The sequence below is a fragment of the Methanoculleus methanifontis genome, from assembly GCF_030464365.1.
In the GTDB taxonomy this organism is placed as follows: Archaea; Halobacteriota; Methanomicrobia; order Methanomicrobiales; family Methanoculleaceae; genus Methanoculleus; species Methanoculleus methanifontis.
This window is the reverse complement of record NZ_VCYI01000006.1, coordinates 93,606-114,151: the sequence shown is the minus strand read 5'-3', so window position 1 is coordinate 114,151 and position 20,546 is coordinate 93,606. Positions and strand designations below refer to the sequence as shown.

22 protein-coding genes are annotated in these 20,546 nt (G+C 61.4%); 7 read left to right on the top strand and 15 right to left on the bottom strand.

Translation table 11 applies throughout. The annotated features are described in order from the left end of the window. The first annotated feature begins 38 nt into the window (after positions 1–38). Positions 39–1,199, top strand: coding sequence for a ribonuclease H-like domain-containing protein (locus FGW20_RS06145; RefSeq protein ID WP_301677204.1), 1,161 nt, complete (start codon positions 39–41; stop codon positions 1,197–1,199). 210 nt (positions 1,200–1,409) lie between these two features. Here the strand turns inward: FGW20_RS06145 and FGW20_RS06140 are convergent, their stop codons facing one another. Together FGW20_RS06140 and FGW20_RS06135 are read right to left on the bottom strand one after the other, a co-directional pair. Next, positions 1,410–1,616, bottom strand: a complete 207-nt coding sequence (locus FGW20_RS06140; protein ID WP_301677203.1) for a helix-turn-helix transcriptional regulator — start codon at positions 1,614–1,616, stop codon at positions 1,410–1,412. A gap of 49 nt (positions 1,617–1,665) precedes the next feature. Beyond that, a complete protein-coding gene (locus FGW20_RS06135) occupies positions 1,666–2,052 on the bottom strand; it encodes a hypothetical protein (RefSeq protein WP_301677202.1) in 387 nt (128 codons plus the stop codon). 351 nt (positions 2,053–2,403) lie between these two features. Here FGW20_RS06135 and FGW20_RS06130 point away from each other — a divergent pair, with 351 nt between their 5' ends. Further along, positions 2,404–4,662 (top strand): bifunctional alpha,alpha-trehalose-phosphate synthase (UDP-forming)/trehalose-phosphatase, encoded by a 2,259-nt coding sequence (locus tag FGW20_RS06130; protein WP_301677201.1) that lies wholly within the window; start codon positions 2,404–2,406, stop codon positions 4,660–4,662. Here the strand turns inward: FGW20_RS06130 and sepS are convergent. The 8 genes from sepS to FGW20_RS06090 all read right to left on the bottom strand — a co-directional run bounded on the left by sepS (position 4,637) and on the right by FGW20_RS06090 (position 12,318). Next, positions 4,637–6,232, bottom strand: a complete 1,596-nt coding sequence (sepS, locus tag FGW20_RS06125; RefSeq protein ID WP_301677200.1) for an O-phosphoserine--tRNA ligase — start codon at positions 6,230–6,232, stop codon at positions 4,637–4,639. The two genes, FGW20_RS06130 and sepS, sit on opposite strands and share 26 nt — an antisense overlap. Beyond that, positions 6,229–7,122, bottom strand: a complete 894-nt coding sequence (gene twy1, locus FGW20_RS06120) for a 4-demethylwyosine synthase TYW1 (RefSeq protein WP_301677199.1) — start codon at positions 7,120–7,122, stop codon at positions 6,229–6,231. Before twy1 ends, sepS begins: the two co-directional genes overlap by 4 nt. Then, a complete protein-coding gene (gene argS / locus FGW20_RS06115) occupies positions 7,103–8,767 on the bottom strand; it encodes an arginine--tRNA ligase (RefSeq protein WP_301677246.1) in 1,665 nt (554 codons plus the stop codon). The genes twy1 and argS overlap by 20 nt, the downstream gene beginning before the upstream one ends. A gap of 2 nt (positions 8,768–8,769) precedes the next feature. Beyond that, positions 8,770–10,041, bottom strand: coding sequence for a peptide chain release factor aRF-1 (gene prf1, locus FGW20_RS06110; protein WP_301677198.1), 1,272 nt, complete (start codon positions 10,039–10,041; stop codon positions 8,770–8,772). Between the two features lie 106 nt (positions 10,042–10,147). Further along, on the bottom strand, positions 10,148–10,642 hold the full coding sequence (locus FGW20_RS06105) for an NUDIX hydrolase (RefSeq protein WP_301677197.1): 495 nt from the start codon (positions 10,640–10,642) through the stop codon (positions 10,148–10,150). A gap of 2 nt (positions 10,643–10,644) precedes the next feature. Next, a complete protein-coding gene (gene queC / locus FGW20_RS06100) occupies positions 10,645–11,313 on the bottom strand; it encodes a 7-cyano-7-deazaguanine synthase QueC (protein ID WP_301677196.1) in 669 nt (222 codons plus the stop codon). Continuing rightward, on the bottom strand, positions 11,310–11,918 hold the full coding sequence (locus FGW20_RS06095; RefSeq protein WP_301677195.1) for a 7-carboxy-7-deazaguanine synthase QueE: 609 nt from the start codon (positions 11,916–11,918) through the stop codon (positions 11,310–11,312). The genes queC and FGW20_RS06095 overlap by 4 nt, the downstream gene beginning before the upstream one ends. Then, positions 11,905–12,318 carry a 6-pyruvoyl trahydropterin synthase family protein gene (locus tag FGW20_RS06090; RefSeq protein ID WP_301677194.1) on the bottom strand — a complete coding sequence of 138 codons (414 nt, stop codon included), beginning with the start codon at positions 12,316–12,318 and terminating at the stop codon, positions 11,905–11,907. The genes FGW20_RS06095 and FGW20_RS06090 overlap by 14 nt, the downstream gene beginning before the upstream one ends. 173 nt (positions 12,319–12,491) lie before the next feature. Between FGW20_RS06090 and FGW20_RS06085 the strand changes: the two genes are divergently transcribed. The 4 genes from FGW20_RS06085 to FGW20_RS06070 all read left to right on the top strand — a co-directional run bounded on the left by FGW20_RS06085 (position 12,492) and on the right by FGW20_RS06070 (position 16,296). Further along, positions 12,492–12,920, top strand: a complete 429-nt coding sequence (locus FGW20_RS06085) for a 30S ribosomal protein S12 (protein WP_301677193.1) — start codon at positions 12,492–12,494, stop codon at positions 12,918–12,920. Positions 12,921–12,925: 5 nt separating this feature from the next. Beyond that, positions 12,926–13,522: a 30S ribosomal protein S7 gene (locus FGW20_RS06080; RefSeq protein WP_301677192.1), complete on the top strand. Its 597-nt coding sequence runs from the start codon at positions 12,926–12,928 to the stop codon at positions 13,520–13,522. Between the two features lie 30 nt (positions 13,523–13,552). After that, the gene (locus FGW20_RS06075) at positions 13,553–15,745 is read left to right on the top strand and encodes an elongation factor EF-2 (RefSeq protein WP_301677191.1); all 2,193 of its coding nucleotides are present in this window, start codon (positions 13,553–13,555) and stop codon (positions 15,743–15,745) included. 275 nt (positions 15,746–16,020) lie between these two features. Beyond that, positions 16,021–16,296 (top strand): MBL fold metallo-hydrolase, encoded by a 276-nt coding sequence (locus FGW20_RS06070; RefSeq protein ID WP_301677245.1) that lies wholly within the window; start codon positions 16,021–16,023, stop codon positions 16,294–16,296. A gap of 26 nt (positions 16,297–16,322) precedes the next feature. On the opposite strand, the gene FGW20_RS06065 is transcribed toward FGW20_RS06070, so the two are convergent. Next, positions 16,323–16,769: a protease inhibitor I42 family protein gene (locus FGW20_RS06065; RefSeq protein ID WP_301677190.1), complete on the bottom strand. Its 447-nt coding sequence runs from the start codon at positions 16,767–16,769 to the stop codon at positions 16,323–16,325. A gap of 219 nt (positions 16,770–16,988) precedes the next feature. Here FGW20_RS06065 and FGW20_RS06060 point away from each other — a divergent pair, with 219 nt between their 5' ends. After that, positions 16,989–17,612: a hypothetical protein gene (locus FGW20_RS06060; protein WP_301677189.1), complete on the top strand. Its 624-nt coding sequence runs from the start codon at positions 16,989–16,991 to the stop codon at positions 17,610–17,612. Here the strand turns inward: FGW20_RS06060 and FGW20_RS06055 are convergent. The 4 genes from FGW20_RS06055 to FGW20_RS06040 all read right to left on the bottom strand — a co-directional run bounded on the left by FGW20_RS06055 (position 17,581) and on the right by FGW20_RS06040 (position 20,546). Then, entirely contained in the window at positions 17,581–18,207 is a 627-nt protein-coding gene (locus tag FGW20_RS06055) for a class I SAM-dependent methyltransferase (RefSeq protein ID WP_301677188.1), read from the bottom strand. The genes FGW20_RS06060 and FGW20_RS06055 overlap by 32 nt on opposite strands. A 133-nt stretch (positions 18,208–18,340) precedes the next feature. Beyond that, positions 18,341–18,517, bottom strand: a complete 177-nt coding sequence (locus FGW20_RS06050) for a DUF1059 domain-containing protein (protein WP_301677187.1) — start codon at positions 18,515–18,517, stop codon at positions 18,341–18,343. A gap of 123 nt (positions 18,518–18,640) precedes the next feature. Continuing rightward, positions 18,641–19,339 carry an ABC transporter ATP-binding protein gene (locus tag FGW20_RS06045; protein WP_301677186.1) on the bottom strand — a complete coding sequence of 233 codons (699 nt, stop codon included), beginning with the start codon at positions 19,337–19,339 and terminating at the stop codon, positions 18,641–18,643. A gap of 4 nt (positions 19,340–19,343) precedes the next feature. Continuing rightward, the gene (locus FGW20_RS06040) at positions 19,344–20,546 is read right to left on the bottom strand and encodes an ABC transporter permease (RefSeq protein ID WP_301677185.1); all 1,203 of its coding nucleotides are present in this window, start codon (positions 20,544–20,546) and stop codon (positions 19,344–19,346) included.

The following is a 20,546-nucleotide window of genomic DNA, read 5'->3' as shown; positions in this document are numbered from 1 at the left end:
CCCCCCCGTTCACTTTCACCGTGCGGTGGTCATCTTGAATGCGGGCGGAGTTCAAACCGTCTGTCGAGAAGATGGTTCGCGCGTTTAATCGGGCGGGGAGGTACGCTCCGGGCATCCGGTCACCGTTCAGCGCCTGCCCGGATGATGAGGAAGCCCGGAGGCTCCGGGACGACCTCGTCGCCGGATACCGGGGCCGGGTGCTCGAGGACGTTTTTTGCGGCCGGGAGGTAGCATGCCCGTCCGGGACGTGCTACGTCATCGAGTCCGAAAGCCCCATGAGCCTTGATGGTCGGGACCCTGACCGGGCGGCAGCTGCCCTTCTCGGCGACCTCACCCTGGTCCGCGGCATCGGCGAAGCGACCCGGCGGCGACTGGAGGAGCGAGGTTGTCGGACGATCATTGATCTTGCAGACCACCCTCTCTACTGCCGGGATGCCGCCCGGCTCCTCGATTCGATAGCGGGAGGGGACACTTGCGAACTCGTGGAAGAGATCGCGCGGCGGCGGCGAAGGAGTGATCCGCTCCTCCTCGAGGCCAGCCGGTTCCACGCACCCGAAGAGTTTGTCTTCCTCGATATCGAGACGCTGGGGCTCTCCTCACGGCCGATCATCCTCATCGGCCTTGCACGGGTGAGCGGCGGGTCGATCGCCGTCCGCCAGTACCTCTCGAGGTCGGCCGAAGAAGAGGAAGCGGTGCTCGCCGCCGTCCTTCCCGATCTGGAGGCGGAGGGCACGGCTTTTGTCACCTTCAACGGGCGGGCGTTCGATGTTCCCTACATCCGGGATCGGCTCGCCTGCCACGGCATCCCGGCATACCTCGCTGTTCCTCATTTCGACGTTCTCCACTTCGCACGCCGGCGCTGGAAGGACTTGCTCCCCTCCTGCCGGCTTGATGCACTCGAGACCGGGGTTCTCGGTGTCGCCCGGGCGGATGACGTCCCGAGCAGGATGGTGCCGGAGTTCTACGAGACCTACCGCCGGACAGGAAACCCCGGGCCGCTTGTCCCGGTCGTGGAGCATAACCGGCAGGATATCGTCTCGCTTGCCCGGCTCTTCGCGCTTCTCCGGGGGGATGGCGGCGGCGGTGCGGCACCCGGTCGGGACCGGCCGGGAAGGGGAGGGGGCGCGGAAAATGTTGCACTGAAATCGCAGGGTGCCGAAAAAATACTTCCTCCGTACCGCGCTAAGCCCGAACGTTAAGGGTGTCGACAGATATTATATTTATGTGTTTATTAAAACGCCAAATTGCTCTTGCGCTCTAAAAAAGTCTTCTTTTAATGAATTGGGGGTAATTGCTCCGGAAAGAGGAAGCACAATGTTTTTCAACTCCGTGTTCAGACATTAAAAACTGCCCCCAATATCTTTTTTTGGCTCTGTTGATACGGAAGTCTCCTCAAAAAGACCTCATGTTCATGCCAGATCCTCCTCTTCGAAGATGAAGACCTCCTCGATGGTGGAGCCGAGCGTGCGGGCCACCTTGTAGGCGAGTTTCAGGGAGGGGTTGTACTTTCCCTTCTCGAGGAAGACGATCGTCTCCCGCCGGACCCCGACCTGTTGTGCCAGCTCCTCCTGGGTGATCCCCATCTTCGCCCGGAGTTCCCGGATCCGGGTCTTCACATCGTGTCCCCCTTCCAGGAAAGACGCTTTTTGACGACGCTTGCCGGCCTCACGCCACGTCCCCTTGCCGGAAGAGGTGCCACTGGAAGATCCGTGCGGAGAGCCCCATCAGCAGGATTGCGGAGAGCAGCACGGCCTCGACCGTGAGGGCGACCACGCCGAGATAGTCCACCCAGAAGAGGAGCGCGAGGAAGACGATGGTGAGAAGCCAGGAGTAGGAGATGGCGTATGCTCCGATCTTCTGCGTCCGCTCGTCTCTCTCCGGCTCGTCCCGGAACCTCCAGTGCCGGACCACGGCCACCGCGAGGATCACGAGACCGATCGTCACCATAAGCGAGGAGAGCGCCTCCGTCCCGTCTACGAGGAACGGGAGGAGGATGCCTGCAGCACCGAGAACCGCTCCCGCCGCAATCTGAACCGCGTATCGTCTCTTCATCGTTGCACCTGTTATGTATATCTAACATTGTGTTAGAAAAATATAACTTTATCGGTCTTGAGCGGTCAGGCTCCGGGGACGAGACGCCCGACCGGCCGTAACTACCTGTCCTGCTCACGTTTCGGGGGGATTAGCGTCCTGAAACGCTCCCGCTGCCGCGGATGTCCCGGCGGGATCGCCGCGTTCGGGCGTGCACGGCATGCGTGGGGTCTCCGGGGAACGGCGGAGCCGGGGAGAAGGGTTGACTTCCCGATCTTCGATATCTGCAATCTCTTGAGATTTCGCCAAAACCTTAATTTTGGTTGAGAATCTTTAGATGGATCATACCACGAGTGTGAACAGGGTCGAACCATGAAACGGTTACTGATAGTCTCAAACAGGCTTCCGATCAGCGTATCCCGCAAAAACGGCGATCTCCGTCTCCAGCGGAGCGTCGGCGGCCTTGCCACCGGGGTTGGTTCGTTTTACAAATCCTACGAGAGCCTCTGGGTTGGGTGGCCCGGCATGAACGTCCAGAAGCAGCAGAACGAAGAGAAAGACCGGATCGTCGATGTGCTCAGAAAAGAGCAGTGCCACCCGGTATTCCTCTCCCCGTACGACATCAGGCACTACTACGACGGGTTCTGCAACAACACCCTCTGGCCGCTCCTTCACTACTTCAACCTCCATGCAGAGTACGACCCCAGGACATGGCAGGTCTATCAGCGGGTGAACGAAAAGTTCTGCGACGCCGTGATGGAGGTGGCCCGGCCCGACGACACCATCTGGGTTCACGACTACCACTTGATGCTCCTCCCGCAGATGCTCCGGGAGCGTCTCCCCGATGCCGAGATCGGCTACTTCCACCACATTCCCTTCCCGTCGTTCGAAGTCTTCCGGCACCTGCCCTGGAGAAGGGAGATCCTCTCCGGCCTGCTTGGAGCGGACCTCATCGGGTTCCATACCTACGGCTACGTCCGCCATTTCCTCTCCAGTGTCCGGCGTCTCCTCGGGTACGAGCATACCTTCGGGGAGGTCAGGACCGGCACCCGGGTGATCCGGACCGATCTCTTCCCGATGGGCATCGATTACCACCGGTTCGCCGACTCCGCGGGCAGCGCTCCAGTCCAGAAGGAGATAGCCCGGATCCGGCAGAAATACGGGAAGCACAAGATCATCCTCTCCTTCGATCGCATGGACTACACGAAGGGGATCCCGCTCCGCCTCGAGGCGTTCGATGCGCTTCTCGAGAAGAAGCCGGAGTACCGGGGGAAGGTCTCCCTCGTTCTTGTCGCAGTCCCGTCCCGGACCGGCGTCAGCAGTTACCGGGAACTGAAGAAACGGATCGACGAGCTTGTCGGCCGGATCAACGGGAAGTACGGGACGACAGACTGGGTTCCCGTCCGCTACTTCTACAACTTCCTCCCGTTCGAGACGCTGGTGGCGTTCTACAGCGCCGCCGATGTCGCCCTGGTGACGCCGCTCCGGGACGGCATGAACCTGATGGCGAAAGAGTATGTTGCCACGAGGACCGATGGCACAGGGGTGCTCATCCTCTCCGAGATGGCAGGGGCGGCCGAGGAACTCGGCGAAGCGATCATCGTCAACCCGAACGACCAGGACGCGGTGATCGAGGCGATCGAGACTGCGCTCGCCATGCCGGAGAAGGAGCAGATCGAGCGGAACCGGACGATGCAGAGGAGGTTGATGCGCTACGACATCGAGCACTGGGTCGGCGACTTCCTCACACGCCTCGGCGACGCCCGGGCGGTCCGGGTTGAACGCTCTGAACAGGTCGTCACCCCCGCTATCAGGGACGAGCTGGTCTCCGACTACGCTGCCGGCAAGGATCGTCTCCTCCTCCTCGACTACGACGGCACCCTGGTGCCGTTCGCCGCAAGGCCGCAGAAGGCGGTTCCCGGAGACGCAACCCGGGAAGTGCTCAAGTCCCTCGCCCGGACGCCCAGAAACGAGGTGGTGGTGATCAGCGGCAGGGACCGCTCAACGCTGGATGACTGGTTCGGGGAGCTGGATATCGGGATCATCGCCGAGCACGGTGTCTGGGTCAGGGAGCGCTCCGGGGAATGGCGGATGCCCGAGCCCCTCTCGGACGAGTGGAAAGGGGAGATCTACCCGCTCCTCGAACTCTACACGGATCGCACGCCTGGCGCCTTCATCGAGGAGAAGGACTACTCGCTCGTCTGGCATTACCGGAGAACCGAGCCGCTGCTCGGTGCGCAGCGGGCGAAAGACCTCAAGGACGACCTCCTGCACCTGACGTCGAACCTGAACGTCGGGGTCATGGACGGGAACAAGGTCGTCGAGATCAAGAACAACGTCGTCAACAAGGGCAGAGCAGCGCTGAACTGGGTGTCCCGGCACGCCTGGGACTTCATACTTGCCATCGGGGACGACCGGACGGACGAAGACCTCTTCGAGGCGATGCCGCCGGAAGCCTACTCGATAAAGGTCGGGCTCGCCCCGAGCAGGGCCCGGTTCAACCTGGTCGGCCAGCGGGACGTGCTGCCCCTCTTGAAAAAGTGCATCGAGAGCGACAAGAAAGGAGTTTCCAGAAAAAAAGAGAGGCCGGGAAAGGAGAAGAGTGTTATTGAGTCGGCTGCTCCAGGATGACAGACCTGACCGTCAGGAAGACCGGGCCCCGGAGGTCCACCTTTTTGTTGTGGTCGGTGACGTAGCGCATCGCATAGTCCTCGATGCGCAGGTTGACGTCTGAAGGGAGTTTCGACATCTTCACCTGGACGTGCGTCCCTTCGCCGCACCGTGCCGCCTCCTCGATCCGGGTGGCGGCGAGGCTCGATACCGCGTCGAGGTAGGTTATCCCGGTGGAGACGCCTTCCTCCCGGACCTTCGCCCACTTCTCGATGTCCGGGACACCGAGCACCGAGCCGTCGTGAACAAAGACCTCGTTTGCGCAGGCCGGCCCGCAGAGTTTCGTGTTGGACTCGGGCTCCTCGACGATCACTTCCACCTCCCTCCCGGCGATCTCGCCTTTCCACGCGGTGAAAGCGCACGGTCCCGGCGCGGTTGCGTGCTCGGCGGCTGTGGCGCGAATGGCTTTTGCCATCTGCTTTCCGGTTGCGGACGTCGGCTCTTCGCGGAGGTGGATGGCACCGGCGATCTCGCGGTCGGAGACCTCCTTCGGGAAGAACTGCGGGTAGGTGAGCTGGCGCACGTCATTTGACTGGTAGGCGATCATCGCAAGCCGCTCCACCCCGAGGCCGAGGTTCATCACCGGCACGCCGATCCCGTACTCCGCGAGCGCCGAGGGGGAGTAGATGCCGAAGGTGGCGACCTCGACCCAGCCGAGGGCCGGGTGGCGGGCGTAAACCTCCGTCTGGGTCTCGGGCATGTAGTACTTCGACCGCTTCTCGTCGGGCTGGAACCGGAACTCAGTAAACCCGAACGCCGAGAGGAGGGCTTCGCTGATGGCTTTCCCCTCCTCGAGGGTGACGTCCTCGCCTGCGACGATGCAGGAGGCCGAGTGATAGGTCATCAGGCGGGTGGCCCCCTCCTCCTGCTCACGCCGGAAACAGCGGTCGACCGAGAAGAGCTTTATCGGGAGGTGGCGTTTCTCCCAGAGCGAGGAAAGCGTCAGGAACCAGCCGCTCGTCATGTGGCTCCGGAGGGTGTTGCGCGACGACTCGGGAGCCAGTTCCCGGAACTCGGGGAAGACCGCGTCCAGGATATGCACCACGGTGGCGTCGTCGGCCTCGAGGACGGCCGCGAGTTCGTGCGCCAGTTCGTCGCCGTCGATCGTCCCCTTCTTGTAGCCGTGAAGGGTCTCGCGGAGTTTCCCCTCGATCCCGGACGGCACCGCACGGCCGAGGATGGCCTCGATCTCATCAAGCTGCTTTCGTGCAATCCCGACGTTCGGGCGGGGAAGCCCGCCGAGGTAGAAGACCCGGTCAAGGACGGCCATTGCTTCAGGGCCGAACTGCCGGTAGATGTCCGATTCTTCAACAATCAAGGGGTTGATTGTTTCGTCGAACCCCATCGCGAGGTAGGTCTCGCGGAGCCGCTGCACGATCTCGAAGATCGGGTGCGGTGTCGCCCGGGTGTACCTCAGCCGCGGGTAACTTCCCGAGACTCCCGGCGGGGTCAGCACCGACGGCCCTTCGTGCCATGCGTGCTCGAAGTCCTCTCTCGCCCTCTTTTTGAACTCTTCCACATCGAATCTCATACATCTCGCTCCAGGCAGACGACCCGGCTCACCGGGCTCTCGTCCCTGATACTATAGTCGCAGTGCTTTGCAATAAGCTCTGAAAATGCCCTCACTTCGCGGTGTTCGGGCATCTGCGTCCTCTGCAGTCGATTTCTACTGTACCCCAGATACATATAACCCTTTACCTCCACGAACCGGGCGCCGGAGTCCTGGTAGATCGCCGCATACCGCTCGGGGGAGAAGTCGTTGTAGCCGCGCACCACCGTGGTGCGGATGGCCGATCGGCGGTCCCGAAGTCCGGCGAGGCTCTCCTGTATGCAGTCCCAGTAGTCCTCCTTCGGCCGGCAGAGGGAGAGGTAGGTCTCCCGGTCGGGAGCGTCCAACGAGACGTAGGTCTGGTAGGGCCGGCACCGGGCGAGAACGTCGGGCCGGGTGCCGTTCGAGACGAGGAAGGTCGTATACCCTTCTCCGTTGAGGCCATCGACCAGCTCCGGGAGGCGCGAGTAGCAGGTCGGCTCTCCCGAGAGGGATATCGCGACCATGGTGGGGTCGAGCGCTTCCGCGAACTGTTCCGGTGCGACGTAGGGCGAGACCTTGTAGCCCGAGAGCGCCTTCTTCTGGACGCGGCGGAGGTTTGCGACGATGACGTCCGGCGGGCACTCCTCCTCCTCCACGACCTCGTGCTCGAACGACCGCCAGCAGAAGAGACACTGTTGGTTGCACCGGAGGGTCGGTGTCATCTGGACGCAGCGGTGGCTCTCGATGCCGTAGAACTGTGCCTTGTAACACATCTCCCCGCCCTTGAGCGCCCGCTTGTTCCACATGCAGGGTTTTACGGCCGCCGAAGAGTCCGGGCTGATGAACTGATAGCCCTGTTTTTTGAGGGCTTTACATGCTTCTGAGCGCATCGATTCCGAGAGTCTCAAGCGACTCCTTTAAGGTGTTCCTGACCGCGTCCACAAGCGCGAGGCGGCTGTTCCGGGTCTCTCCCTCGCTCTTCAAGACCGGGTCATAGTGGTAGAAGGCGTTGAAGAGGTCGGCGAGTTCGCGGGCGTAGGAAGCGAGCAGGTGCGGGCGGAGTTCCTGCATGGTATGCTCGATGGCGACCGGGAACTTCGCGAGATGCCGGGCGAGCGCGACCTCGTGGTCGGTCTCGTAGTGGTAGGCCCGCTCGAACTCGCCGGCCTTCTCGAGGATGCTGCAGGCGCGGGCGTGGGCGTACTGGATGTAGGGCCCGCTCTGCCGCTCGAAGTCCAGCGCCGCCTTCCAGTTAAAGACCGTGCTCTTCTCCGGAGAGACCTTCACAATGTCGTAACGGATGGCGGCGATGGCGACCGACTTCGCGATAGCAAACCGCTCTGCTTCGGGGAGTTCCGGCCGGCGGGCGGTCACCTCTTCGTAGGCCTTCGCGGCAACCTCTTCGATCAGTTCGTCCGCCGAGATGAACTTGCCCGCCCGGGTGCTCATCGAGCCTTCGGGGAGGGAGACGAACTCGAAGAAGACGATCTCGGGCGGCTTCTCGCCGAGGAGTCCGAGGGTGGCGCGGAGCTGGGCGCCGATCAGTTTGTGGTCCGCTCCGAGGACGTCGATCATCCGGTCGTAGTTGCGCGCCTTCCAGGTGTGGTAGGCGAGGTCGCGGGTGCTGTAGACCGAGGTGCCGTCACTGCGCCGGAGGATATACTTCTTCTCGAACCCCTGTTCGGTGAGGTCGACCCAGAGCGTCTCGTCCTCGTGGGCCTGCGGCAGCCGCCGGACCTGCTCGACGATCCGGTCGACGTCGCCGATCCGCACAAAGTCGCTCTCCCAGACGAACCGGTCGTGGTGGGCATTTAAGGCAGCAAGAGTCGCCTTGATCCCCTCCGCGCAGAGATAAACGGCTCTACGGAATTTTGTGACGGTCTCGGCGTCGCCGCGCTCCACCTTCTGCATGAGGTGGTCGATCTCCTCGGTGATGATGGGGTTCTTCTCGATTTCACGGTTCGCCGCGACGTAGACCCGGGCGACGTAGTGATCCTCCTTCTCGCCCTCTTCGCGGGGGATATCGAGGTGGTCGAACCCCCATGAGACGATGGCGATCTGGCGGCCCATATCATTGAGATAATACTGCACCTCGAGCGAGTGCCCGGCCTTGCGGAACGCCCGGGCGAGGGTATCGCCGATGACGGTGTTTCGGATGTGGCCGACATGGAGGGGGCCGTTCGGGTTGGCGCTCGTGTGTTCGAGCACGACCCTGCCGGAACGGCGCTGAAGGGCCCCGTAACCAGGCTCGATCGCCTCTCTGACGGCTTCGCCGAGAAGCGTCGGGCCGAACCGGAAGTTGACGTAAGGCCCTGTCGCCTCGACACGGACGTCGCCGAGTTCGGGGTTCCCTGAGAGTTTCTCCGCGATATCGGCGGCGATCTTCTGGGGAGCCCGCTTCTCAATCTTCGCGAGTTTGAACGCTATCGTCGAGGCGAGATCGGCATGATCCCCGCCTGTCGTAAGGAGGATGTCCTCCTCGCTGGTGCATGCCCGGAGCATGCGCTCGATCTGGTGGTACTTCTCCTGATACATCATCAGTATCCTGTCCTGTAGCGCAGAATTGCAGCGATCCCGCCGAATGCGTTGGAAAGCATCGAGCCTTCTTCGAAATCGTCCGAGATGATCCTGACCACCGTGCTGGTCTGGTCGGCGAGCTCGGTCAGTTCGTCGATGATATCGGTCTCCTCGGCCACGTAGAGCGATGCACCGTCTTTGGGACAGGTGCCGAGGTCGAGGTCTTTGATATGCATGCCTGGCTCAATACTGATCGTCCGCTCCTCGGTGTAGTCATCGTTCGGGCAGGCGAGTTTCAGCCGGGCTCTCCGGAGTTTGTCGGAGAGGAGGAGGGTATCGACAGCGCCGAGCTCCAGATTCTTCCTGACACTTTCTTCCCCGTAAGCGGCCGCTCCGTCGTCCTTGACCAGTTCCTGGAGGAACCGGTTCATAATGTTCTTCTCCTTGATGATGTCGAGGCCTTTTAAGGCATCCGATGCGTTCTCGACGAGTTCGGCAAGCCCGGACTCATTCGTGTAAGATACGTCGAAGAGCCCGATGATCCTTTTTTGCAGTTCGTGGTGGAGGTAATTGCCGGCCTCGAACTCCTCCTTGGTCGGGGTCGGGCCGCCAATCAGCACGCCTTTGAACCGCTCGAAGAAGTCCTTCTCGGCAAGGAAGACTTCGCTCGCGAGGTCGCCGATCTTCTTGTAGAACTCGTTGATGGCGATCAGCCGCAACCGCTGGAAACGGGCGCTCGACTGACCACCTTTCCGCTGCTTGCCGGGGACAGTCGAGGTGACGCCGCGGATCGGCTCGATCCGGCTGCCCCGGAGAAATCCGACGTAGGCCTCTCTTCTGTCGAGGACGATGAGGCCGTAGATCTCCTTCTCCCCGAGCATCTGCTGCAGCGGCTCGAGTTCGAACGAGGAGCTGCACCGGTACGTGTAGGTGTTGAGCGGCTCGGGCGGCTCGATGATCTCGCATTCGAGGTTGGTGCGGTCACCGCCGGTGTTGATCGTGCCGCAGAAGACCGCCATGCCGTGCTCCGGCGGGCGCTTGTAGTATTTCAGGCGGGAGAGGATGGAGGATATGGCACTCTGGACGTTCGTCCGGGTCTGTTTGCTCTTGATGTTCGCGCACTGCCCGAACTCGTCGCGGAGTTGGGCGGTCACGTCGTATATCTGCTTGTCCGGAGGTATATAGAGTGTTATCAGCTCGGTGCCGCTCCCCTCCTTCTCCGCAAGCCTCTCAAGCATCTTTTTAAATTCGTAGCGCTTTCGCGCGGTATCCATCTCTTGCGTCTCTTCCATGGGGGTTTCACCAGGCCAGCTGGGTGTTGTTCATATATCGGAGCTACTAGATCTTTCGCCGGGGACGGCATAAATCTGCGCACATTCGCCGATCCCCTTCATGCCCTCACTCCAGGCACCGGCAGACCAGGCAGATCGTCTTTGCATCGACGATCCTCCCGTCCGCGACCATCGCCGCGAGCTCTCTTGCCGGGACGCGGACGACCTCGATCACCTCGTCGTCGTCCATCGCGTAGTCCGAGCACGGCGAGAGCCCTTCGGCCTGGTAGAGCCAGATCCGCTCGTCGGTGTAGCCGGGAGAAGGGTATATCCAGCCTTTCGGGACGAAGGTCTCAGCCTTCATCCCGGTCTCCTCGATCAGTTCCCGGTACGCGGTCTCGTGTGGCTCCTCACCCTCGTCGATGGTGCCTGCCGGCGCTTCGTAGATGTAGTCGTCGACGGCGAACCGGTACTGCCGGATGAGGTAACAGTCGTCCCCCTCGATCGGGAGGATTGCGACCGCGCCGCCGGGGTGGACGACGATCCGCTCCTTCTTCTTGCCGTTCGGGAGCGTAAAATCCCTCGTCTCGATACTGAGACGTTTGCCGTGGTAGATCTCCATCGTCACACCTCGTACTCGATCGGATCTTCGAACCCGAGCTCCCGGAACGCCTCCCGCCGGTAGTGGCAGGAGGAGCAGACCCCGCAAGCCCGGTCGTTGTTCTGGTAGCACGACCAGGTCAGTTCATAGGGGACGCCGAGCGCGAGCCCCTTCCGAACGATATCCATCTTCGACATCCGGACGAACGGCGTCATCAGGACGATCCGCGGGTCAGCCACCGTGCCGAGGTCGACCGCTCGCTGGAACGCCTCAATGAACTCCGGCCGGCAGTCGGGGTATCCCGGGTAGTCTCCGGTCTGGACGCCTATGAATATCGCCTCTGCCCGCCGGGCTTCCGCGAGGCTTGTTGCGATAGCGAGGAGGTTCGCGTTGCGGAACGGAACGTAGGTGCTCGGTACCTCCTCTTCCTTGCCGGCGTACTCCTCGACCGGGATGCTCTCGTCCGTCAGGCTCGATGCCCCGATCTTTGTGAAATGTTCGAGGCTTATCTCGACGAACTCAACTGCGTTGAGCCTTCTGGCGACGGTGCGGGCGCACTCGCGTTCCTTTGCTTCCGTCCGCTGGCCGTAGGTGAAGTGGAGCGCGATGATCTCGTAGCCCGCATCTTTTGCGACGTAGGCGAGCGTGGTGGAGTCCATCCCGCCCGAGAGAAGGCATACTGCTTTCTTCATTTTACCCCCAGGATTTTGTGGAGCTGCAACTGAAACCTCACCGGGAGGTTCTCTTCGACGATGTAGTCCGCGATGGCGCGGTAGTCGGATCCTTCTACCGGCGAGATGAAGACCTCGGCACGGATCTCGCACCGGCTCATCACCGCCCGGGCGTAGAGGAGGTCGTCCTCGTCCGCCACCACGAACTTGACGCAGTCGCGCGGGGTGATGTAGGTGAGGAGCGAAAGATCGCTCTTCTCGCCCGATGAAGGGCACTTGACGTCCATGCAGATGGAGGCATATGCCTGCATCTCGCGGAAGTCGCGGGTGCCGTTCGTCTCGATCTCGACGGTATAGCCGTGCAGGCTGAACTTCTCGAGGAGTTTGAGTACATCCTCCCGCTGCAGGAGCGGCTCCCCGCCGGTGATGCTGATATGCGTCCCGCGGAGCAGCCAGACCCGGTCGAGAACCTGCGTAACACTCATCTCTTCCCCGCCTTCCCGGGCGTAGGCGGTGTCGCACCAGGTGCACCTGAGGTTGCACCCGGCGAGCCGGACGAACGTACAGGGCCGCCCCTGGTTCTTCCCCTCCCCCTGGAGGCTGCGGAAAATCTCACTGACGATCATAGATACGCTCAGCGTAGCAGGTCGTCGACTCCCAGACCCGTATCTTTTTGACGCGGGCGTCGTGTCCCTGCCGCGCGGCTTCGGCATCGATCATCTCCGCGACCAGCCCCGCGAGGTGTTCGCTCGTCGGGTCGCCAGAGGTGGTGACGACCGGGTGGAACTCCTCGATGCACGCCGCCATGGGGTCGTCTTCGTTCAGGATCACCTGGTGGTCGAACTGCCCGACGACTTCTTTGATGCAGTTGTAGTCGAGAACAATTCCCGTGCGTTCGTCGGCCGTCCCTTCGATCCAGACCTCCACGCGCCACTGGTGACCGTGGAGCTGGAAACACTTCCCCCGGTAATGGATCAGGCGGTGGGTCGCCTCGAAAAAAACCTCTTTGTATATCCGGGTTGTCATCAATGAAGGTTGCCCGTCAGGATATAATATTATATCAGCTCCCGATCTAATACCTAAGGCGGAAGATCGGCGTGCAAGCGGGTTCCACAATATATAAATCCGCAACGCGCGTTGTTTTATAGCACACCAGGAGTTGCTCCTATCCACAAATTTAGCTAATTCGAGGGTATTCGATGGGAAATGGAAAATTTGCAGCCCGAAAACTGAAGCGCGACGCAAATAATAACCGGTGGCATGACACCGGCTACGCGCGCCGCCAGCTCGGGCTTGATGTAAAAGCTGACCCCCTTGAGGGAGCACCGCAGGGTCGCGGGATCGTTCTCGAGAAGGTGGGTGTCGAGGCAAAGCAGCCGAACTCTGCGATCAGAAAGTGCGTCCGCGTACAGCTGATCAAGAACGGTCGTCAGGTAACGGCGTTCGCCGTCGGCGACGGAGCCATCAACTTCATCGACGAGCACGATGAGGTCGAGATTGAGGGCATCGGCGGCAGACTGGGCAGGTCGAAGGGTGATATCCCCGGTGTCCGGTTTGTCGTGACCAAGGTAAACGATGTCAGCCTGCGTGAAATGGTCACGGGCCGCAAGGAGAAGCCGCGGAGGTAAGTGGTATGGTAGAAGCAGCAGAGGCAGGAGCAGAGCAGTCCCAGCAGCTCCTCTTTAACCGCTGGGACATGAGCGAGGTGGAGATCCGGGATCCGAGCCTTGCCCGTTACGTGAACCTGCATGCGATGATCGTGCCGCACTCCTGCGGTAAGCTTGTCGGCCAGCAGTTCAACAAGAGCAATATGCTGATCGTCGAGCGGCTGATCAACAGGATGATGCAGACTGAGAACAATACCGGCAAAAAGGAACTCACTATCCGCATTGTCCGGGACGCCTTCGAGATCGTCAACAAGAAGACCAAGAAGAACCCGGTCCAGGTGCTGGTGGATGCGGTCGCGAACACCGGGCCCCGTGAGGAGACCGTCCGGCTGAAGTACGGCGGCATCAACGTCCCGAAGTCGGTCGATACCGCTCCCCAGCGCCGTGTCGACACCGCGCTCCGGTTCATCACCGGCGGTGTCTTGCAGGCGAGCCACAAGAAGAAGAGGAGCGTGAGCGAAGTGCTTGCCGACGAACTGATCGCTGCGGCGAACGGCGACACTCGTTCCTACGCCGTTTCAAAGAAAGAAGAAAGAGAGCGTATTGCAAAGGCAGCCCGCTAAAACTCCCTATTATTTTTTCGGTGTATTTTCATGACTAGACGAAAGAAGATGGTAGAGCGGGTGACGGAGCTGATGGACAATCCGGAGCACATCCGGAACATCGGTATCGTCGCCCACATCGATCACGGAAAGACAACTCTCTCAGACAACCTGCTCGCCGGCGCAGGGATGATCAGTGAGGAACTCGCCGGTCGGCAGCTCTTCATGGACTCCGACGAGGAGGAGCAGGCACGCGGTATCACCATCGATGCGAGCAATGTCTCGATGGTCCACGAGTACGGCGGGGAGGGGTACCTTATCAACATGATCGATACCCCCGGCCACGTGGACTTCGGCGGTGACGTGACCCGGGCGATGCGTGCGGTGGACGGCGCCGTCGTCGTGGTGGACGCGGTCGAGGGCACCATGCCCCAGACGGAGACCGTTCTCCGGCAGGCCTTGAAGGAGGGTGTCCGCCCGGTTCTCTTCATTAACAAGGTGGACCGGCTGGTCAACGAGCTGAAGGTGGACGAGCAGGAGATGCAGATCCGCCTTGCGAAGGTGATTGACAAGGTCAACAAGCTGATCAAGGGCATGAACGAGAAGATGTATAACGACGGCTGGAAGCTCGATGCCGTGAAGGGCACCGTCGCCTTCGGTTCCGCGCTCTACAACTGGGCGGTCTCCGTCCCCTTCATGCAGAAGAGCGGCGTCTCGTTCAAGGATGTCTTTGAGAAGTGCAACTCCGGCGACATGAAGTGGCTGGGGAAGAACAGCCCCCTGCACGCCGTCCTCCTTGACATGGTGGTCAAGCACCTGCCAAATCCCCTCCAGGCCCAGGACCGGCGTATCCACATCATCTGGCACGGCGACTACACCTCCCCCGAGGGTAAGGCCATGGTCGACTGTGATCCGAACGGGCCGGTCTGTATGATGGTCACCGACATCTCGTTCGACCCGCACGCGGGCGAGGTCGCCACCGGCCGTCTCTTCTCGGGGACGCTCCGCCGGGGCACCGAGTGCTACATCGTAGGTGCGGCGAAGCGCACGAACCGTCTCGCTCAGGTCGGTATCTTCATGGGTGCCGAGCGGATCGAGGTGGAAGCGCTCCCAGCAGGCAACATCGCCGCCGTGACGGGCCTGAAGGATGCCGTCGTCGGTTCGACCGTTACGACTCTGCTTGAGATGGCTCCCTTCGAGTCGCTGAAGCACTACTCCGAGCCAGTCATGACCGTCGCCGTCGAGGCGAAGAGCATGAAGGACCTCCCGAAACTCGTTGAGGTTCTCCGTCAGGTAGCAAAGGAAGATCCGACGGTGCAGGTCTCGATCAACGAGGAGACCGGCGAGCACCTGATCAGCGGTATGGGCGAACTTCATCTCGAGATCATCACCGGCCGTATCAAGCGCGACAAGGGCGTCGATATCATCACCTCTCCGCCGATCGTCGTCTACCGCGAGACGGTCACGGGCGCGGCAGGCCCGGTCGAAGGGAAGTCGCCGAACCGCCACAACCGGTTCTACATCGAGCTCGAACCGATGGATCCGGCAATCGTGAAGATGATCCAGGACGGCGAGGTCTCGATGAACCAGCAGGCGATCGAGCGCCGTGACGTCCTCGCTGCAGCCGGCATGGACAAGGACGAGGCCAAGAACGTCAAGGCGATCGAGGGTACCAACATGTTCATCGACATGACGAAGGGTATCCAGTACCTCAACGAGACGATGGAACTGGTCCTCGATGGCTGGCGCGAAGCACTCCGCGGCGGCCCGCTCGCCGACGAACTGGTTCAGAACCTGAAGATCCGGCTGGTGGACGTGAAACTCCACGAGGACGCTATCCACCGCGGCCCCGCGCAGGTCATCCCGGCGGTCAGGAGTGCCGTCAAGGCAGGTATACTGATGGCCGGCGACTCGCTTCTCGAGCCGGTTCAGAAGATCCAGATCACGGTTCCGAGCGAGCAGATGGGTGCAGCGACCTCACAGATCCAGGGTCGGCGCGGTCAGGTCTTCGACATGCTGAGCGAAGGCGACACGATGACGATCGTCGGCAAGGCGCCGGTCGCCGAACTCTTCGGGTTTGCCGGCGACGTCAGGTCCGCAACCGAAGGGCGTGCGATGTGGAGCACCGAGTTTGCCGGGTTCGAACTGGTTCCGGCTGGTGTCGTCGACGAGGTCGTCAAGAGCATCCGCCAGCGCAAGGGCCTCAAAGAACAGGTCCCGCGTCCAGACGATTACCTGGCGTAACGAGTATCGATATACCCTCCCTTTTCTTTTTCGCCCGCCGATGGGCGCAATCGTAGCGGTTTTGACGAAAAAAAGTGCAGGGCCGTCCTGCCGCGGATACGTCTACTGTCTCCGTGCCGCCGCAAGCAGCCCGCAGATACCAGGAGTGACGATCGCGAGGACTCCCTGCCAGGGTCATCCCGCGCCTGATCCGGTTTGCACGCGAGAGGAAGTTTGTCTCCGGTTCAGGAGGTGTTGAGCCCGATATCGTCATCGAAGGCGTCGCCGACCTCGGGATCTTCGGTGTCCGGGGCAGGATCGTCCCCACACCGGGGCATACCCCCGGTTCCGTCTCGATTCTTATCGCCAGCGGGGTCGCCATCGTCGGCGATCTCCTCTCCACCCTTGTCCCGGGCGGGAGGCCCCGGTTACCCTTCAGGATGGACGATCCCGCGGCGGCAAGGAGGAGCATCCAGATTCTTCTTGCCTTCGGGCCGGAACGGGTCTACGCGGCACACGGGGGGCCGTGGCGGGGTGCGGTGGTTTTGAGGCGGTTCGGGAACGGCCGGTGACGGGGATGCGCAAAAGAGGGAGGTTGTTACTCGATGGTGAAGGCCATCGAGAACGTGGTCTCGTTTCCGGTCGTCTCTTCCCAGGGGCGCTTGTAGATCGCGGTGAACCCGGCGGCACCGGGCTCAGCGGCGAGGTACTGCCATACGTGCATCCCTCCCGCACCCACGAGCTCGGTCTCCGGCGTGATGTAGGTGTCGTTCACGTACTCGAGGCCGGCGGACGAGGTGATGTTCCACTCGTAGCCGGTCGTCGGGTTCTCATCGAGGCTGATGGTGATCTCGCTTCCGGTGGAGACGGTGACGATCTCGTTGTTGTTCGTCTCGTTAAAGGCGTATTCCTCAGCTGCGGCGTGCGTGGGCGTCGCGGTCGGGGTCCCCTCCTCCGTCGGCTGCGACGTGCAGCCGGCACCGAGGAGGCACAGGGCCAGCAGTCCTGCAACCAGGACGCTGGAGATGCTCTTTCTCAGAACCATGCGATAATATATCTCAGAATTGTTAAATACTTTTCTTAAACCTCTGGAAACGATATTCGGTGCCGGGCCACATCTTGCTCTATTATTTCGATATTGCTTCCAGATCTGAATTCTACACATCCCTCAAAAAGGATTCAGGTAGTTTTGCCCACCCGGTATTGCAAAAAAGCAATCTATAAATAAGAATTTGTTCAGGCAGGTCTGCCTAAGGGCATTATTATGAGAAATATCTCTCCAGCAATGATCCCGGCACTCTTTGCGCTGCTCGCGCTCTGCCTCATGGCAGCAGGCTGTACAGGTACGTCGGATACGATCGAGACGACCCCTTATGAAACCTCCTCGACAGGCACCGCTGAGGCCACGACAGCTCCTGCCGCCGCCGGCACCACCGTCTCCGGGGCTGCAGAGGGAAGCGTAGCCGCGGTTTCGTACACGGGGTTGATCCCATTCCTCCCGAATGCGCCTGCAGGGTGGTCTGCAGAAGAGCCTGTAGGGGCGTCACTGGCAGTCGAGGACGACCAGTGGACCTGGGCGTCTCGTGACTACAGCAAGGACGATGCCTGGGCGACAATCATAATTCAGGACTCGGCCTACCAGGACGTGGGCTACTGGGGGTCCTGGGACTCGTTTGTTTCGTTCGAGACGACCGAGGGCTACTACAAGCAGCGCACGGTCAGCGGCCACCCGTCCAGGGAGTTCTTCAGCAAACCCGACTCCTACGGAACCTGGGTCGGTGTGAACGAGCGGTTCATGGTCTACGTCAATGTCGAAGGCGGATCCAAGCAGGATCTCGACGCACTCGTGAACGCCGTCAACTACGGCGGCATTGGATACCTGAAGTGACCCCTAGTTCCCCTTTTTTATCCTCCGGCACGGCCGTGACGGTGTAGTGATACGGTCCTGACTCCGCAACCGCCGTAACCCGGAGCCCTGCCTCCACCATCAACGCCGCTGCGTACTCCAGGCTGAACTTCTTTGCAGTCGGCGGGCCGAGAGGGAGCGGCTCCTTCTTCCAGTCCACGTCGACGATCACGCCGGACCCGGATACCATCCGGTTTGCGTTCCGGAGCACCTGGACCGGGTCGACAAAGTCGTGGAGGTCGATGCCGAAGAAGACGATGTCTGCACAGCCCTTGCAGAGAACAATCTCCTCGGCCATCCCCTTATGGAGGACGACGTTGTCGAACCCCTCGCGAAACGCCTTCTCCTGCAGGAGGTCGAGAGCCTCAGCATCGATATCGATCCCGCAGACGCGACCGTGCGGCCCGACCATCCGCGCAGCCGGAAGCGCGAAGAACCCCTCCCCGCACCCGACGTCGATGAAGGTCGAGCCGGGCTTGAGCCCGACTCCTTCGAGGATAGACTCGGGGTGCTGCCAGCGCCGCCGGGCGGCTTCATCCTCGGGCAGGTGTCTTTTGGAATGCGGATGTTGCGCCATACGATGTCACGGTGCGTCCACCCTGATGAACCTGCCGTCCCCCGGCGAGAGCGCCGGAGTTCTCTCTGTGGCAGGGTTTCAGGGGTGTTCGACGCCGAAATCCGGAAAAGAGTTTCGGGAGCACGATGCTCCCTCACTTCATCGCTTTGCGGATCTTCTCCTGCACTTCCGGCTGTTCCAGGTTCATCTGGTGGGCGGTCTGAACATGCCCCTCGACCCGCTTCATCAACTCGTTCTCGTTCTCCGCCTTCTCCTCGAACTCGCACTCAAGACCGAGATCTTTGCACCTGAATGACTTCTGTTCCTGCATGCCTCTCACCGGCCGGGGTTGTATGCTGGGTTCGATATAAAAATATCGGTGCCGTTTTTTTCAGCCTGACCCGTGAGGCTGGACGCATCCTCGTATTCGGGGGCTGGTGCCGGGCCGCTCACGTTATGGAGGGTTCTGGCCCCTCCTGCACTCCACCATTTCCTCGATCAGTCCGTCCCGCAGGGTGACGATCCGGCAGAAGTACTCTTTGTGCCAGTCCTCGTGCGAGACCATCACGATCGTCTGGTCAAGTTCCTCGTTTAACCGTGCAAAGAGGTCGAGGATACTCTTCGAGGTCTGGCTGTCCAGGTTCGCGCAGGGTTCGTCGGCGAGCAGGATGCTCGGATTGTTCACGAGCGCCCGGGCTATCGCGACACGCTGCTGCTCGCCGCCGGAGAGTTCGCTCTGCCGGTGATCCATCCGATCACCGAGGCCTACCCGGCGGAGGATATCGGCGCTGCGTTCGAGGTACTCGTCCTTCGATGCGCCCCGGACGAGCGAGGTTAAGTAGACGTTCTCGAGCGCCGTGAGTTCCCCGATGAGCGCGTAGTCCTGGAAGACGTAGCCGAGCCGGTTCAGCCGAAAGAGGGTTCGCCGACGGTCGGAGAGGGACAGGACATCCGTCCCGTCGATCGTGACCGAACCGGAGGTGGGGCGGTCGAGAAGCCCGAGGATATGGAGGAGCGTCGATTTGCCGCTGCCGCTCGCCCCCATGATCCCGACGAATTCGCCTTTCGCGACCTCGAGCGAGACGCCCGCGAGGGCCCGGACTTCCACCCTCCCCATCGTGTAGACCCTCATGAGGTCTTTTGCGACGATCATTCCTTCACCCCCTGATTGCGGTGAGGATATCCTCCCGCGCGATCCGCCATGCCGGGATGTAACCCGCCACCACCGAGACTCCAAAGAGGCTCGCGATGCTCCGGAGGATGGCCGACGCCTCCACGTCCGGGTAGACCGGGCCGCCGGGGAAGACGAGCGGGTAGGCAGTCAGGTAGGTCGTCACCCCGGTGTTCAGCCCGATCCCGACGAGCGCCCCGACGGCGGTGATGAAGAGCACCTGGAGGACGTAGGAGTTGATGATGATCTGCTGGTCGATCCCGATTGCTTTCAAGATCCCGATCTGGCGCCGCCGGTTCACGGTGTTGATGAAGATCACGATGAAGACCACCACGATGGCGATGATCAGGCTGACGAGCGTCGAGATGGCGTTGATGATGTTGAAACTCTGGATCGCCTGCTCGACGAACCCTCCCGACTTCTCCCGGAACGTCAGGACATCCTCCTGGATGCCGTAGGAGAGGATCTCCCTCTTGTATTCCTCCTCCCTGCCGTTGACCGCGGTCTTGACCAGGATCGCAGACGCCTGGTTGTCGAGTCCGAGCACCTCGCTCATCTCGCGGGTGGTGACGAACGCCGCCGTATCGACGCCGAAGGACTGGGTCTCGAAGATCCCCTTCACCCGGTAGGTCCGCGTCTCGCCGTTCGGGTAGGCCACCTTGATCGAATCGCCGACATCGACCCCCTGGAGTGAAGGGAGACCTCCCTCTTCCTCCCCTTCCATCCCCGCGAGGGTCGCGCCGATGATGATCGCACCGGTATCGCCGCCCGAGAGGAACTCTCCCGCGGTCATGTATTCGGCGATCCTGGTCACCGATCGCTCGCCCTCTGGATTTATGCCGTAGAGCGTGCTCGCGGCGTTGTGGCCCCGGTAAAAGAACGTTGCCCCGGCGGTTATGCGGGGCGACGTGCCTGTGATTCCCGGGATCTGCTCGACCTTCCTCTGGAGGCTGTCCACGTCGTCGATGTACTGGTTGCCTTCCCGGGGCTCGATGACCAGGTTTCCGACGTCGAAGTCGATTGACTGGGTATCGAAGGTCACGACGACCCCGGAGATGATGGAGGGAAGGAAGACCAGGTTCACGAAGATGAGGGCGATGATCATGATGGTGAGGGCGAGCGTCCCCCTGCTCCCGCGCTGGATCGACTTCCACGCCAGGAACGCGGAGACCTTGAGGCCTGAAAGCAC